This is a genomic window from Citrobacter sp. XY323 (assembly GCF_025106035.1).
Classification (GTDB): domain Bacteria; phylum Pseudomonadota; class Gammaproteobacteria; order Enterobacterales; family Enterobacteriaceae; genus Citrobacter; species Citrobacter braakii.
Window position 1 is genome coordinate 599,163 of sequence record NZ_JANYUK010000001.1, and the last position, 14,788, is coordinate 613,950.

The 14,788-nt window shown below is 51.4% G+C and carries 14 protein-coding genes; 2 read left to right on the forward strand and 12 right to left on the reverse strand.

Translation table 11 applies throughout. The features are described 5' to 3' along the window. Nucleotides 1–1,059: a molybdenum ABC transporter ATP-binding protein ModC gene (gene modC, locus N0B36_RS02810; protein ID WP_016152328.1), complete on the forward strand. Its 1,059-nt coding sequence runs from the start codon at nt 1–3 to the stop codon at nt 1,057–1,059. On the opposite strand, the gene N0B36_RS02815 is transcribed toward modC, so the two are convergent. Beyond that, nucleotides 1,060–1,878 carry a pyridoxal phosphatase gene (locus N0B36_RS02815; protein ID WP_019076314.1) on the reverse strand — a complete coding sequence of 273 codons (819 nt, stop codon included), beginning with the start codon at nt 1,876–1,878 and terminating at the stop codon, nt 1,060–1,062. A gap of 165 nt (nt 1,879–2,043) precedes the next feature. Here N0B36_RS02815 and pgl point away from each other — a divergent pair, with 165 nt between their 5' ends. Then, nucleotides 2,044–3,039 (forward strand): 6-phosphogluconolactonase, encoded by a 996-nt coding sequence (pgl, locus tag N0B36_RS02820; RefSeq protein WP_259686038.1) that lies wholly within the window; start codon nt 2,044–2,046, stop codon nt 3,037–3,039. A 115-nt stretch (nt 3,040–3,154) separates the two neighbouring features. Here pgl and N0B36_RS02825 read toward each other — a convergent pair whose 3' ends face one another. Genes N0B36_RS02825 through N0B36_RS02875 form a run of 11 tightly spaced genes read right to left on the reverse strand, consistent with a single transcriptional unit; the run spans nt 3,155 to nt 14,740 of the window. Then, nucleotides 3,155–4,519: a hypothetical protein gene (locus N0B36_RS02825; RefSeq protein ID WP_200079508.1), complete on the reverse strand. Its 1,365-nt coding sequence runs from the start codon at nt 4,517–4,519 to the stop codon at nt 3,155–3,157. Between the two features lie 14 nt (nt 4,520–4,533). Then, the gene (locus tag N0B36_RS02830) at nt 4,534–5,310 is read right to left on the reverse strand and encodes a M23 family metallopeptidase (protein WP_259686039.1); all 777 of its coding nucleotides are present in this window, start codon (nt 5,308–5,310) and stop codon (nt 4,534–4,536) included. Nucleotides 5,311–5,322: 12 nt separating this feature from the next. Next, nucleotides 5,323–6,120, reverse strand: a complete 798-nt coding sequence (locus tag N0B36_RS02835; RefSeq protein WP_047497801.1) for an A24 family peptidase — start codon at nt 6,118–6,120, stop codon at nt 5,323–5,325. Nucleotides 6,121–6,132: 12 nt separating this feature from the next. Further along, nucleotides 6,133–7,170, reverse strand: coding sequence for a type II secretion system F family protein (locus N0B36_RS02840; RefSeq protein WP_047497804.1), 1,038 nt, complete (start codon nt 7,168–7,170; stop codon nt 6,133–6,135). Continuing rightward, nucleotides 7,154–8,683 carry an ATPase, T2SS/T4P/T4SS family gene (locus N0B36_RS02845; protein ID WP_409065450.1) on the reverse strand — a complete coding sequence of 510 codons (1,530 nt, stop codon included), beginning with the start codon at nt 8,681–8,683 and terminating at the stop codon, nt 7,154–7,156. The genes N0B36_RS02840 and N0B36_RS02845 overlap by 17 nt, the downstream gene beginning before the upstream one ends. Then, nucleotides 8,680–9,216 (reverse strand): hypothetical protein, encoded by a 537-nt coding sequence (locus N0B36_RS02850; RefSeq protein WP_047497815.1) that lies wholly within the window; start codon nt 9,214–9,216, stop codon nt 8,680–8,682. Before N0B36_RS02850 ends, N0B36_RS02845 begins: the two co-directional genes overlap by 4 nt. Then, complete coding sequence (locus N0B36_RS02855; RefSeq protein ID WP_200079509.1) at nt 9,198–10,052, reverse strand: hypothetical protein; 855 nt, start codon at nt 10,050–10,052, stop codon at nt 9,198–9,200. The genes N0B36_RS02850 and N0B36_RS02855 overlap by 19 nt, the downstream gene beginning before the upstream one ends. Nucleotides 10,053–10,056: 4 nt before the next feature. Then, a complete protein-coding gene (locus tag N0B36_RS02860) occupies nt 10,057–10,602 on the reverse strand; it encodes a hypothetical protein (protein WP_047497822.1) in 546 nt (181 codons plus the stop codon). Nucleotides 10,603–10,609: 7 nt separating this feature from the next. After that, a complete protein-coding gene (locus N0B36_RS02865; RefSeq protein WP_259686040.1) occupies nt 10,610–12,052 on the reverse strand; it encodes a type II and III secretion system protein in 1,443 nt (480 codons plus the stop codon). A gap of 20 nt (nt 12,053–12,072) precedes the next feature. Next, on the reverse strand, nt 12,073–12,528 hold the full coding sequence (locus N0B36_RS02870) for a TcpQ domain-containing protein (RefSeq protein ID WP_019076325.1): 456 nt from the start codon (nt 12,526–12,528) through the stop codon (nt 12,073–12,075). A gap of 16 nt (nt 12,529–12,544) precedes the next feature. Then, a complete protein-coding gene (locus N0B36_RS02875) occupies nt 12,545–14,740 on the reverse strand; it encodes a prepilin-type N-terminal cleavage/methylation domain-containing protein (protein ID WP_200079510.1) in 2,196 nt (731 codons plus the stop codon). Between the last annotated feature and the right edge of the window lie 48 nt (nt 14,741–14,788).

The following is a 14,788-nucleotide window of genomic DNA, read 5'->3' on the forward strand; positions in this document are numbered from 1 at the left end:
ATGCTGGAACTTAATTTCTCCCAGACGCTGGGGACGCATTGCCTGACGCTTAACGAAACGCTGCCAGCCAGTGGGATCACCGCTATTTTTGGCGTTTCCGGCGCGGGTAAAACCTCGCTGATTAACGCCATTAGCGGCCTGACGCAGCCGCAGTCCGGGCGCATCGTGCTTAACGGACGGGTTTTGAACGACGTCGAGAACGGTATCTGTTTAACGCCCGAAAAACGCCGGGTGGGCTATGTTTTCCAGGATGCGCGCCTGTTTCCGCATTATAAAGTGCGCGGCAACCTGCGTTACGGTATGGCGAAAAGTATGGCCGGACAGTTTGATAAGCTGGTGGCCCTGTTGGGCATTGAATCGCTGCTTGACCGTCTGCCCGGCGGGCTTTCTGGCGGTGAAAAACAGCGCGTAGCCATCGGTCGGGCGCTGCTTACCGCGCCGGAACTGTTGTTGCTTGATGAGCCGTTAGCCTCGCTGGATATCCCGCGTAAGCGCGAACTGTTGCCTTACCTGCAACGCCTGGCGCGTGAAATTAATATTCCGATGCTCTACGTCAGCCACTCGCTCGATGAAATCTTGCACCTGGCAGACAAAGTGATGGTGCTGGAAAACGGGCAGGTCAAAGCGTTCGGTTCGCTGGAAGATGTCTGGGGCAGCAGCGTGATGCACCCGTGGCTACCAAAGGAACAGCAAAGCAGCATTCTGAAAGTCAGCGTGCTGGAACATCATCCACATTACGCAATGACTGCACTGGCGCTTGGCGATCAGCATCTATGGGTCAATAAGCTGGATCAACCGCTGCAAACTGCGCTGCGTATTCGTATTCAGGCATCTGATGTTTCGCTGGTGCTTCAACCGCCGCAGCAGACCAGTATTCGTAACGTGCTGCGGGCGAAAGTCGCGCAGTGCTATGACGATAATGGTCAGGTGGAGGTTCAGCTTGAAGTGGGCGGTAAAACGCTGTGGGCGAGGATCAGCCCGTGGGCCAGGGATGAACTGGGTATCAAACCTGGCCTGTGGCTGTACGCGCAAATTAAGAGCGTATCGATTACCGCGTGATTACAGCAGGTGGGAGTAGATAAATTTCGCGATGCTGTCGGTGGTGTTGTCACCAATTACGATGTTGGCGCGGGCTTTGACCGCGTCGTCCGCATTACCCATCGCCACGCCGGTACCTGCGGCTTCCAGCATGCTGATATCGTTAAAGTTGTCACCAAAGGCAATGACGTTTTCCATTGACCCGCCCTGTGCTTCAATCCACTGGGTAAGGCGTCGCCCTTTGCTGTTGCCTTTACGGGCAATGTCGACCTGATCGTGCCAGGACCATTCACACTCCAGCCCCAACTGCTGTTCAACATGCTTACCAAACTGCTGCAGTTTCGGAATATCTTCGTCGGTGAGGGCAAATTTCCAGACGGCGTTAACGTCATGTGCGGCCTGCGCCAGCGAAGGTACCTGGGTGAAGGTCGGGCGCTGTTCCGGCGGCAGGGTTTGCGCCCAGTTAGCGGTACGCACCACATGCCCGGTTGGGCGCTCATACAGCATGGCCTCATCCACATACATCAGCCCGTGGATCTGATGTTCATCCAGCATTTCGATCAGCTGTAATGCCTGGTTTACCGGAAGGGGATCGGATTCCAGTACCGTTTTTGCCTGATAATCATACAAGTAGGTGCCGTTGCAGCAAATTGCAGGTGTATCCAGCGCCAGTGCCTGATAAAAAGGATGAATAGCAACGTGATGGCGACCTGTGACAATGATAAGTTGGTATCCTGCTTCTCTGGCGCGCGCGAGCGCTTCAACAGAGGATGGCAGCAAGGTTTTTTTCGGGGTCAACAGGGTACCGTCTAAATCCAGGGCAATCACGCGTGCGGTCATAGTTATTTCCAGATTAAGGTTGAGAATTTTGTCTGCTGGAATGGTACACCGAGACGGGAGCCGGACAAAATTCTGCGCCTTAATTAAGCATTCACCGTTAAAAGCGTCTACCTTAGGCGTGTGTCAGGCAATTGCAGCCACCTGCCAAAAAGCAAAGGAGTATTCATGAAGCAAACCGTTTATACCGCCAGCCCTGAAAGTCAGCAAATCCACGTCTGGAGCCTGAATCATGATGGTTCTTTGACGCTGACGCAGGTGGTTGATGTGCCGGGTCAGGTACAGCCGATGGTCGTCAGCCCGGATAAGCGCTACCTCTATGTTGGCGTGCGCCCGGAGTTTTGCGTGTTGGCTTACCGCATTGCGCCTGATGACGGTGCGCTGACCTTCGCGGCGGAGTCTGCGCTGCCGGGTAGCCCGACGCATATTTCTACCGATCATCAGGGACGTTTCGTGTTTGTCGGCTCTTATAACGCCGGGAGCGTGAGCGTCACGCGTCTGGAAGATGGCCTGCCGGTGGAACAGGTTGACGTGGTTGAAGGTCTGGACGGCTGCCACTCGGCCAACATCTCACCGGATAACCGTATCCTGTGGGTTCCGGCGTTGAAACAGGATCGTATCTGTCTGTTTGAGGTAAGCGATGATGGACATCTGGTGGCGCAGGAACCGGCAGAAGTGACCACCGTTGAAGGTGCTGGCCCGCGTCATATGACGTTCCATCCGAATAAGCAATTTGCCTACTGTGTGAATGAGCTGAACAGCTCCGTTGACGTCTGGGCGCTGAAAGATCCGTACGGCAAGATTGAGTGTGTGCAGACGCTGGATATGATGCCTGCTGATTTCACTGATACCCGTTGGGCAGCGGATATTCACATTACACCGGATGGTCGTCATCTGTACGCCTGTGACCGCACCGCCAGCCTGATTACGATCTTTAGCGTGTCTGAAGATGGCAGCGTGCTGACCAAAGAGGGTTTCCAGCCTACTGAAGTTCAGCCGCGCGGTTTTAATATCGATCACAGCGGTAAATACCTGATTGCCGCCGGGCAAAAATCGCACCATATCGCGGTGTATGAGATTGCTGGCGAGCAGGGGCTGCTGGCAGAGAAGGGGCGTTATGCGGTAGGGCAGGGCCCGATGTGGGTCGTGGTGAACGCGTACTAACGCCACCAGTCAGAACAGGAAAAGCCTGTTCAAAGATAAAAAGCGAGGTTCACATCCGTGTGAACCTCGCGGGGAAAAAATTAACTCATACGGCGCAGACGCCGCCGGTCAGCAATTAATAGCGCATCTTGTAGGCACAATTAGCCTTAAGGTATTCCTCTTCTGTTGCCCCATTAAGCTCTGCTCCGTCAGGGACTACTTCAGGGCCTTCTGAACATTTCCAGTCATATTTGCGAAGACTAACCCCGACTCCGCCCCTACCCGAACCCGTGTAATTATCCCTTGCCATGGGGGGGTCACCATGTATCTCCATATGGGCGACAGATTTAATGTCCACCTCCAGATAGTCAATATTTCTGAAATCCAAAATGCGACCGTATCCGTCGCTGTCGTTACGTTCCGGTTCATTCAAGTGGAGGTTGGATGCCTCTGGATTCATGTTTCTGAAAGAGGTAAAACCTTTCTGATAAAACGATTTCAGGATGGGGGGCGGATTCGAATTGTCCGAGTCATGCGTTGAGAGAAATTCCATCTCATAGTTTTCTGGACTCACGCTGGTATATTTCATCGCTATAATGGGGAAAGTATACTGAGCACCTGGATTACCCAGTCTAGCTTCAAACCCCATTACCTCAATAATCATATACTCCAGATTATTACTGGGGATATAGATATAGCCGCTGGGTTTACCTCCCGCAGTACCGGGGCGTTGATAACCACCACAGTATAAGGAACCCGCATCTTCGCAGAGTTCTGGATCTTGCGTATTGAACATAGCAGAAAGCTGGACATCATTATCAGGCTCAGTCGTGCGAACAAACTGACCATTAGAATCGAACACGATGTCTGCTTTGTTTTCTATGTTATTTCCGCAATCTTTAAATCCCCAATAAAACCCCCGAAAAAATCGCGTTCTCCTGCTATAATCAGTACGATATAGCGCTGGGTCGTAGCAATGAAAGTCCTCGTTCTGTGAGGGGGAACCAAACCAATCGTTTCCATTAGTCGCACCGGTGTTAGAATAAACCCAGACTAACCCTTCCAGATGCTCCGTTGATCCTATTTGATACAGTTTTTTACCATCAACGGTGTCCTCATTATCGCCATCAGCATTAGCCAAAGTAACGCTACAGGGCGCACTGGACGAAAATGGACAATTTGGCAGATTTGGTCCAATAAAAGAAAATCGCGGACGCCCCCGCTCCTGATCGATTCCCTTGGTTTTCCAGTAAACATTCACGCCTGTGGTCTGATAGCGTCCAGGCGATGGCATACCCAGACTGTTAAAATCACTCGAAACCTTAACGAGAAAATAATGTGATCCCGGCAGTTTCAGCGGTGGCTGCGGAGGCAGAAAGCCAAAATGCCCTTTGCTGTTCTCTGGCTCCTGAGTGTCGTCACTTGCCAACACACCAGGGTTAAAAAGCAGCGCTGCCGCCAGCAACCCCGCCGATAAAGCGATCCTTTTCTTTTTTTCCATTGTGTAGCTCCTTGTTATACAGCGGAAATAATCTGATATTTACCACTGCGCAACAGCACGACCTGATAGTTGCCAAACACCATACTACCTGGTGCCACGGTGCGCGTTTTGTTGTTAAACCGTACGGTAATCCGGGTTCCGCCCGGTCCCTGAGAAACCAGCACCACCCGAGGCTGAGCGTCGGATTTTTCTTCCGTGGACGCCCGCCCGGCGCGCGCCAGCAGCGGGGTGTTGTTCAGCAAGGGCTGCGGGTCGAGCGCCACGCCCCGCCAGGCAATTTCCAGATGCAGGTGCGGACCTGTGCTAAAACCGCTGCTGCCGGATGCGGCGATCTCTTCGCCCGCCGTCAGCTTTTCGCCCTTACGCACCCGCGCAGAGGCGAGATGAAAATAGCGGCTCAGCCAGCCGTCTGCATGACGGAGAGTGATAAAGTATCCGGTGCCGCGACCGTAGCCGCTCTCCACCACTTCGCCGTCGGCAATTGCATGCACGCTGCTGCCGAATGGCACAGGAATATCCATCCCTTTATGCTGCATCATGCGCCCCAGCACAGGGTGCAGGCGTTGTCCAAATCCTGAGCTGATCTGGCGCTTTGCCACGGGCCAGATAAAGCGTACCGGCGCGTTATCATCAACCACCGCCGCAGCGCTGGACGATATCTGCAGGTTCTCTTCTGACCACACTTGCGCCACCTGTAATGACGGAACGAAAGCCTGCTGCCAGGCCTGCTCGCAGCTGGTCGTCGCCAGCGGCGCTATTGTTAGCCATACGCTCCATATCAGACACGACACGATCGACCCCCGTCAGAGCAGCAGTAAAAACGCGACCAGCGCGATAGCCGGACCGAACGGAATATAAAAGCGATGTTTGTCATCCTCTTGCGTATAAAAGAACCGCACGCAGACGTAAAACAGCAGCCCGGCCAGCGCCGAAAAGCAGAGTAATTCCGGCAGGCGCTGCCAGCCAAGCCATGCCCCGCAGGCGGCGTAGAGCTTGACGTCGCCGTAGCCCAGACCGTCGCGTTTGCACAACGTCTCCCACAGCTTCATCACGCCCCACAGCAGCAGCCAGGCGGCGGCGACGCCGTAAACTGCGTCCTTCACCCGCACCATGGAGTAGCCCGATGCGGCAAGCAGCAGCCCGCCCCAGAGCACGGTGAAGACCAGCGCGTCCGGCAGAATCAGATGTTTAAAATCGATAACCGCCGCGCTGTAGAGCACCATAAACAACAGCGCATATGCCAGCGCGAGCTGAGGAGACCATTGCGGCAGGTAAAACCAGGCCAGCGCCCCCCATACCAACCCCATCGCCAGTTCAGAAATCGGATAAATAACCGGGATCGCAATGCCGCACTGGCGGCATTTGCCCTTCAGTAACAGCCAACTGAGAACCGGAATATTATCCCAGGGCTTAATATCCGATTTACAGGCAGGGCAGTGCGACGGCGGCCACCACAAATTAACAGCCGCCCCTTCTGAATCATCCTCATCTATTACGCCAAGCATCAGCGGCAGACGATAAATAATCACGTTGGCTAAGCTGCCAAACAGCAATCCAAGTGGGATAAAAATAGCCACCATCCATGGCATTAATAGATCCATGATTTAATTTTCCTAAAAAGAACCGCTGGCGCCCATCGCCGCCAGCTTGTCGCTGAGCGAAAACAACGCGGCAAAAACCCATATTACGCAACCGCCTAATATCAGCGTGGAGAGCGCTTTTAATAACCCGGAAAGTTTAGTGATATATTCCCGAATGTGTTCACGTGATTTATTCGATACCGCCAGCAGCACCTCATTAAACGAAGGTAGCGCGGCGTAAAGACTGATATTGAGCAGCGTTTCCGTGTTCAGTAAACCCGAGTTGAGCGCCTCCCCATAGCTGACGCCCGCCGCCATTTTCTTCTGCATCCCGGCCAGGTGCCAGCGCAGCCAGCGGCTGGAGTTCAGGTTAATAATGCTGAGCGCATCGTTGAGTGGAATGCCGTTTTTTAACATCAGCGCCAGGTTGTTGAGAAAAATAGAGGCAGTCAACTGCTTATACGTTGAGAAAGGCATAATCCGGTCAAGAAACTGATTACGAATATTCCCGGTCATTTTGCCCATTGCTATTTTGATCACGGTAACCAGCGCAATAAAACCAACGAGGATATATATCCACAGCCCTTTACACAGCGCCATCCCAAAAATATAGAGCGCGCTGGTGACGCCAGGCCATTTTTCAACCGGTACAACACTTTCAAAAGCCGGGAACACCTTATAGGCATAACCCGCAATCACCACCAGCGACAGGACCAGCATAATGAGCGGGAAGGTGATGGCACCGACGATTTTCTTGCGCAGCTCGTCGTTATAATTAATCACGTTTACCAGGGTGATAAAGCCGTCGGCCAGGCTGCCGCTGCGCTCCGCCGCGTTAATCACGCTCAGTTCAGATTCAGGGACCAGCCCCTCGAAAACCATCGCAATGGAGGTGGTTTTCGCCATTTTCGCAGTTAGCTCTTCCAGACGTTTAGCAAATCCTTTGCCGAGCAGTTTTTCCCCTTCCGCGCGTAATTTTTGCAACGCGTCATATAGCGGAAGTTCAGCGTTAATCATGTCTGCGCAAAACTGATAAAGATAAATACGCTGTTTCTTACCGAATTTTTTCAACTATTACCTCCAGCTCTTCCTGAACGACTTGCCCAAATTCCATTTGAAACCAGGTCGCGCACACGCGTCCCTGAAGTACCGCCGCCATCGTTTTTTCTTTAATTTCGAATCCTTCGCTCAGGCCGGTCTGTTTTAATCGCTTCGCGCGCCAGACGGTATAAACTTTAAGCCACTTCTGTTCAGCAATGGCCTCCAGCTCGTCATACACTGGCAGCAAATACTCCATCACCAACTGGCGTCCGCCAATACCGGTGTGTTTGCAGACCGGACAGCCTTCAGCGTTTTTTTCATAAAGCTGGAACTCGCGTCCCTTAATGGCGGTGGTCTGTAACGACGTTTTACACTGCGGGCACAGTACCGGTATTAGCTTCTGGCACTGTAAGCCCGCAATAAAGCCCGGCGTTGAAAGCTTATCGCTGGTAATACCGAGCGCGGATAAGCGTTGCAATAACGAAACGATGTTGCCTGCGTGCACGGTGGTAAAGCAGTAGTGACCACTTTCCACCGCCCCGGCCAGCGCGTTAGAAGAGATATTGTCGCGAATTTCCCCCACCATCAGTACGTCCGGGTCGCGACGCAGCGAGGATTTGATCGCCGAATGGAATCCTCCTGACTCGCCGCTTAATACCGAACTTTGCGTCGCGCCATAGATCTGATATTCGACCGGATCTTCTACGGTCAGAAAACAGCCGCGATTGTCGTAGCGGTTGATCTGCATCCACTCCATCAGATTTTTCAGGGTGGTGGATTTTCCCGAACCGGTTGTTCCGGCAATAATATATGCGCCGTAGGGGTTACTCAGGATCTTTTTGAGGTCGCTAATTTCCTCATCGGAAACGCCAAGCTTATCCAGGCTCGCGACGCTGGCTCTGTCCAGACCCGATGGAATAATACGCAATACCGCGTGATAGCAATCGCTGGTCTCGCCAAATATCGGATAGTGCGCATAGCGGAAGCGGTAGCTTTTCCCCGCCAGCGAATAGAGGATATTGGCGTTTTGCGCAATATTGCGGTTCCAGGTGGTGTCGCGGGTGCTTGCCTCAACGTTGTAGAGCACGAACACCAGCTCATCGCAGCGTGACGCCTTCATCTGTATAAACGGACAAAGCACGCCGTTAATGCGCAGCTCAATATTCGCCACCATATCATTACGGGTGATATGCAGGTCGCTGGCCTTTAACCCCACGGCCTTTTTCAGCATCTCTTCCAGCGCAAGCTGTGTGTTACTGCTTTCCTGCTCAAGCAGCTTACTTCCCGCCGACAGCAGTTGTTCAACGATCAGGTAATAATTTTTCTCAGTAACCTGCGCTATTCCCTTAACCTGAATATTATGGGAAACCTGCAGGCGGTGGCACACCGCCTGCATTGGTGCCAGATTATCAATCAAAGGCGTGGATACCAGTAACCAGGCTTCATCCGCATGCTCAGCAACCAGAATATCGCCGTCATACTCCTGGAATTGCCACTCCTGAGAATGAATGTTCTCCTCGTTAAACTGGATATAATCGATCACTTACCCACAACCTCGACCGTCACGTCATTTGCCTTGTTATGACGCGCAATATAGTCATAACCGCCGTAGCTAAAACGCTGATTCAGCGGCACCATCTTCACGCCGCCGTCGGCGCCGGCAATCGCCACGCGTTTTTGGCCCGCGATTTCGGAAATCAGCAGCGGCCGCAGCCCTGGCGCAGATTCTGACGTTGCTCCTGGGGAAGCGCTAATATCATCCATTGTGCTGGCGGTGCTCATCGGCATAACCGCTACGCTATCCGCCTTTTTCTCACCGCGCAGCTTACGCAGCTCGCTGCGGACTTTTTCCAGCGCAAGCTGATTCGCCAGCTCGCGGTACTGGCTCTCGAAGTTGAAATCTTTTTCTATCATCTCAACAACGTGATCCTGCATCGGCGATACGTCGCTTAACGGCGGCGTGCCTTCCGCTTGCACAACCTGCTGCGCGGGGATGATTTCTGCCGTATCTGCGGCGTAAAGAGCAGGTGAAAGCGTCAACACTATTCCCGCAATGATTAATTTCCCTTTTTGCATGCCAGTCCTCCGGTAACGAGCGTTGAGTTTTCATTGAATACGATTGATTTGATAATAAACGCGTCGGCAAAGGGTTGTTTATTCAACACCAACGACACGCCTGAGAAATCCATTTTGGTCGGTGAGGTGATCGTCCAACCGGCGAACAGCATGCCGAATGACGTTACCGCACTTTTCAGCGCGCTTTCATTTTGCCCGACGGCAGAGGAGGGCATCCCCGTTAATACCAGTTCGGTATTTCGTCCGCCTAATGAGTTCCAGGTGCTGATATAACTTAATACATCGGTACAGACCGGCAGATTGACCGTTTTTTTACTCTGCCACGCGCTGAGCCACGGGTGTTTATTCATCTCGGACTCAATGCCCGTATAGTCCAGCGTGTTTTTTGAAAAACTGGGCGACCAGGTTTTGCCCCAGAGATTAATATCGGCCACGCTAAATATCCGCCCTGGATTCAGCGCATAGCTGAGTGAACAGCCCGTACTGGTACATTCAATACTTTTTGGCGCAAAGCCCACCTGCGACAGTTTTTTATTCGCCAGCAAGAGCTGCTCCAGCAGCAGGCTGGCATCAGAAATGCTGCCGCCCGTGAGCGAGTTGCGATAAAAATCTTCGATAGCTTTGATTTTTTGCTGGCGGGCAGCCTGTTCAGCCTGGACTCTGGCCAATCGTTCCTGCTCCGGTTTCCAGATAAAATAGTAATAGCCCGATCCGCCGCCGCCAGCTAATAAAATCAGTAGCGTAACAACCCAGACGATAATATTACCTCCTCGCCCGGTAGAACCGCCCCCTATATTACGACGCTTCCAGAAATAGAGATTTTCAGAGACCGCCACGTTCTCATCCTTTTATAAATAATTTCAGTAGTGTCATAAACACCAGTAAAAATACGATGCCGCCTGCTATCAGAGCGCCGATCATCATCTGTCGCCGCTTTTTCTGCCGCCGCTGATGTTCAGTACAGCCTTCAATCACCGCCTCAATGTGCTGTTCCGTTAACTGAATTAACGGTAGATCCGCATACTGTGGCGATTCTTTCAGTTGCTCTTTCAGCTTCATCCAGAAGCGTCTGGAGACCAGACGGTCGCTGCCCGAAACGGGAACACCGTGCGAGATAATCAGGAAATAGTAGCTTTCCGCCTGCTCATAGTAATAAATACCGTTACCGTACAGGGCTTTCATCCACAGAGCGAAAGGCTCATATAAGGTGGAGTGTTTAGTACAGAAACCCGTAACCATTTCCCCTTCATCCGACAAGATCGTTAACTGGCGATGGGTTCGCCGTATATGTGCCAGCCAGTCAAGATAATAAGGTTCGTGAGAGGTGGGCTCGTAGCTCCAGACCAGATCAATTAATACCCGATTTTCTGATAAGTGCTTAAGCATGATGCCCTCATCGGGTCTGCGTTGGGGCACGGTAATTATCAATACCGACTACCATCACCACGGTTTCGACATGTTCGTTGTTGGTAACTGAGCCTGCCAGCACCGACCATCCCTGACCGTCAGAATCCTCTTTCGCTTCGTATTTGCTGACCAGCAGCAGGCTACCCGGCGTAATTGTGGAAATGTTAAACATTTCCGTCGTGCTTACCGACGGCAACTGAACTTCATCAAAGGTATCGATTGAGTTGAGGTAGCGCTTGGTAAAGCCGCTGGCCACTTCAATTCGCCCGTCGGTTAAGATACGCGGGGTAAGAATAAAGCTGGTGCCGGTGACCAGTTCCGTGGTTTCCACCTCCGTACTGACGTCTCCTGTATTGGAATCTTGTTCCCTGGTACGGCTGGAGACATAATATTGCGACGTGGTCATGTTGAGCGGAATAGGGATGTTATTACGGGTAATAAACGAACCGCTCTGGATCACCTTACTGCCGGTGAGTTCGTACAGGGCATCCAACTGAGAGCTGATATTCATATGCTGATTGGTCCAGCCTGCGGTTAAGCCGCCGGAGAGCTTCATCAGCATTTCTGAGCTGTCGATACCAAAAGAGGAGGTCCCATCGTTGAAGGTCATATTGACCCCACCGCCCAGCTCTTTCGTTTTGCGCTTATCAAGGGTGAATATTTTGTAAGTCACGACAAACTGACGGGTGTTATCCGCCTGAAATTTTTTCAGTGACTCATTCAGCGCGTGATATTCCGAAGGACGCGCGGTGATCGTCAGAATCGAGGCGTCTTTGAAAATACTGTAAACGCCGCTGGAGACGAATTTATCCGCCATATCCTCAACGTCGTCCCAGAAGCTGGATTCAAACTTGGTTTCGGCTTTGCCTTTCAGACCGCCGCCGGAAGTGGCTTCATTACCGGACAGATCGAGACTGGTCTCAAATTTGTTGTCTTCGCCGTAAAAATCGAGCTTTAGCACATAGTTCTGGAAATAAGAGACGACCAGTACGCCGTTGTTATCCAGCAGCGGATTCACGTCATACAGTGCGGAAATATAGCGGGTAAATTCCTCAAACGTTCCGTTGAATTTAACGCTACGGAACTCCGGTTCCCCCGCATCCGATTTTCCACCGGGAACGGAAGTATTAATACGGTAGCTAATACCGGTTTGCGCGGTCACCGCCTCAAGAATTGTCGCCAGATCGGTAGGCTCGTAAGACTGAATACTCACTTGCTTACGCAGCAGCGCCTGTTTACGGGAGTTATATTCAACCTTTTTGCCCAGATAAGGCTCGTTATATTTCATATAACCGGTCGTTTTCATTTCATCCGCAGTGGTCGGGTTGTCGGTTTCCTGCGGGACAATACTTTTATCGTACTTGGTATCAATAGACGTACAACCCTGAAGAGCCAGCGTCAACGCCAGAAGCGAAACTTTAATTTTCATAGCATTATTCCCTTGCTTAATTACTGCTCATCAATGATCAGTACGTTATTCGCCTGGTAGTCTTTTATCACCAGCCCGTAGTTTTCTGACGTAAATACTTGTCCAAGCTTAACCAGCACATCCTGTGTTGATTTACCCTGCAAATGAATTGCCTTGTAAATAACAAAATCAGTTGAGCTGTTCCAGAGCAGCTTATAGCCATTTTGCTGCGCCCATTTTGAGAGCTGCTGGCTTAATAACTCCTCTTCCAGTAAATCAATTTTTATTTCCACCACTGGCGCACTGACAGGCGCAACGCTTTTCACCGTATCATCTCCGGAAAAGGGATTTCGCGGCGTGGTTGTACTTTCTTTCACTGGCGTGGTGGTTAACATCCCTGCGTCAATTTTTTGCCCGGCTGGCGCGCTGGCGGCAAAACTTCCCTGGCTGCCTAATAATGCGGACACGGCAGCCCCAATTATCCATGTTTTTTTCATCTTACTCTTCCAATGATTAATAGGTGTTTCTTTCATGGTCCGGAATCTTAAGTTCATCACCGTTTTCTTTATAAAATTTAAGATCGTTATCTTCCGCAACAAGAGAATGGAGCACATACTTATTCGGCTCCGCCTCAGTCCAGGCGTAACCTTCGGATGAAATCATTCCCCCCTGCGGGATTGTGCTGCACCACTGGTTAATTACCACCGAGAGAGACTGTGGGTTTATTTTATTCACATCTTTTTTGCCACCTGGGGTAATTGTTGCCGACGCGGCGCTGATTAACCAGAAGGGCTCGTCCAGATTATTACCTGTGCCTTTAAACCATTTCTCCGCGATCCAGTCCTCAAAGATTCCGTTTACGTCCACTTTATCCGGGACGTTGGCAGAGACAATATCTTTGTTCACCACGATGTTGGCCTGGATCGCCACAGCGGCTACCGCGCCCAAAGGTTTCGGATCGTTCTTACTCTTGTAGCTATTCGTCCGGGTTGCCCCCTGCTGGGTATAGTCGAAATAGCCACCGGTTTTGTTTGCCCCATCATCCTCATCTGCCGCGACAGATGATATGGCGACCGACAGGCGGGGATAGAGGCTACGCAGCTTGGTTTTACGGTCTTTATCGATACCGGTGACTTTAGGACACGTTTGCAACGGTAAACGAATCACGCCCGGCTCACTTAAGAGCTTGTTGTAATTTGTACTATCATTTGCGGCTGTATAAACAGGATCAGCTCCTGTCGGACCTTTACCCTGCGGGTAATCGTTTTTGAATGACTGATAAAAGGTGGTGGTGGGCGTCACCAGCTCATACTGACCATGGAAAGCATCTGCAAATTGATTAGGTAAGCTACTGGTATCATCATCATCCTGGATACCGTTTTTAAGCCTGTCAGCATCAGTTCCATTGTAAGCCACATACCATTTTTCCGGATGCTTGCGCGAGGTATTTTCCATCACGATATTGGCGTACAGCGTGCCGGTGGTGCCTTTGAGCGAGCTCGGCGAAGCAGGATCCACTTCGCTACCGTCTGTTTTATCCGCGCTGGTACGCAGATGCAGAATGCGATCGTCCGGATTATACGGCGTGCCGTCTGGATTAAGCCTGCCATCCGGATTGACGCCGTTGCTGTTCATTGCCGCCAGGCACAGCGTGCTCTTGTTTTGCTCTCTGCTCCAGCACATCGCCGGTTCGTTTTTATCTTTGCCCGTTGCATCGCTGCTGGTAATCAGTAGGCGGTCTTCATCAATCGCCGTAATACACGGTCCGGCTTCGCCTTTGGCATCGTTCCAGCACAGTTTGGCAGCCGGAACAGAACCATCGGCAGCTATATCTTCACTGCTTTTGTCTAAGCTTAAGCGAATGCCGTAACGTTTATTCGTATCAAGCCTGTCCATATGATTGGGAACGTCACCCATCTGCAGCGGTTGGCCTGAGGCCGTTGTTACCAGGTTAAAATTACCGTTACCCTCGATTTCAAACACCACCGCCTGCAGATAACCGAGATCGACACTTTTCAGCGCTTTTTCCAGCGGCTTAATAAATCCGGCAAAATGGAGACCTTCGTTCTCGGCATCTGTCTGGTAGGTGATGTAGAAGTCGACACGTTCAATACCTGGCCCGCTGGTGCCGGCTTGCCGAATGTTGTTGACGAAGTCCACGCGTTCCAGCACTAACTCCAGCGATTCGGCGCCAGGGCGCAGTTCACACGGCAGCATAGACTCCGCAAGGGCGAAGGGCAGTTTCCCTTTCGGGTTATTGCCATTTTTACATTCACTACCCAGAAACAGATAGCGAGAACCTCGAGTGGGCGATACCTGGGCTTGCGTTGACACACCAACAGACCAGCCGGAATAAAACTTGTCTGTATCCGTATTGGGATAGGGTTGATCCTGTAATGTTTTATTGGTGACGCGATTATCATAATTCGCGAGGGTGACGTTAGTATTTTCCGTCCCGAATAGTGGGTTGGCTTCTTCACCGCCCCCCAGAACATTCAGTTTATTTTGCGCAATAAAGCGCATTACGCCAGAAATATCACGGACGATCATATCAGCGACAATAAGCTGGTGACTTTGCTGGGCTTCTTTTCGTTTATAATTTGCATAAGTCATCAGACACATGCCGATAATGGCAAGCACAATAATCATTTCAAGAAGGGTAACACCTGCCTGCGGGCGAACGTTTTTTTTGAGGTATTTGTACGACATTTTTTCGTCCGTGGTATAAATATTGCCCCCATTATGGGGGCAATTTAT

Bases quoted from the DNA above. Each gene is read 5' to 3' on its own strand.
- modC (WP_016152328.1), top strand. From the start codon at position 1: ATGCTGGAACTTAATTTCTCCCAGACGCTGGGGACGCATTGCCTGACG.
- N0B36_RS02815 (WP_019076314.1), bottom strand. From the start codon at position 1,878: ATGACCGCACGCGTGATTGCCCTGGATTTAGACGGTACCCTGTTGACC.
- pgl (WP_259686038.1), top strand. From the start codon at position 2,044: ATGAAGCAAACCGTTTATACCGCCAGCCCTGAAAGTCAGCAAATCCAC.
- N0B36_RS02825 (WP_200079508.1), bottom strand. From the start codon at position 4,519: ATGGAAAAAAAGAAAAGGATCGCTTTATCGGCGGGGTTGCTGGCGGCA.
- N0B36_RS02835 (WP_047497801.1), bottom strand. From the start codon at position 6,120: ATGGATCTATTAATGCCATGGATGGTGGCTATTTTTATCCCACTTGGA.
- N0B36_RS02850 (WP_047497815.1), bottom strand. From the start codon at position 9,216: ATGCAAAAAGGGAAATTAATCATTGCGGGAATAGTGTTGACGCTTTCA.
- N0B36_RS02860 (WP_047497822.1), bottom strand. From the start codon at position 10,602: ATGCTTAAGCACTTATCAGAAAATCGGGTATTAATTGATCTGGTCTGG.
- N0B36_RS02865 (WP_259686040.1), bottom strand. From the start codon at position 12,052: ATGAAAATTAAAGTTTCGCTTCTGGCGTTGACGCTGGCTCTTCAGGGT.
- N0B36_RS02870 (WP_019076325.1), bottom strand. From the start codon at position 12,528: ATGAAAAAAACATGGATAATTGGGGCTGCCGTGTCCGCATTATTAGGC.
- N0B36_RS02875 (WP_200079510.1), bottom strand. From the start codon at position 14,740: ATGTCGTACAAATACCTCAAAAAAAACGTTCGCCCGCAGGCAGGTGTT.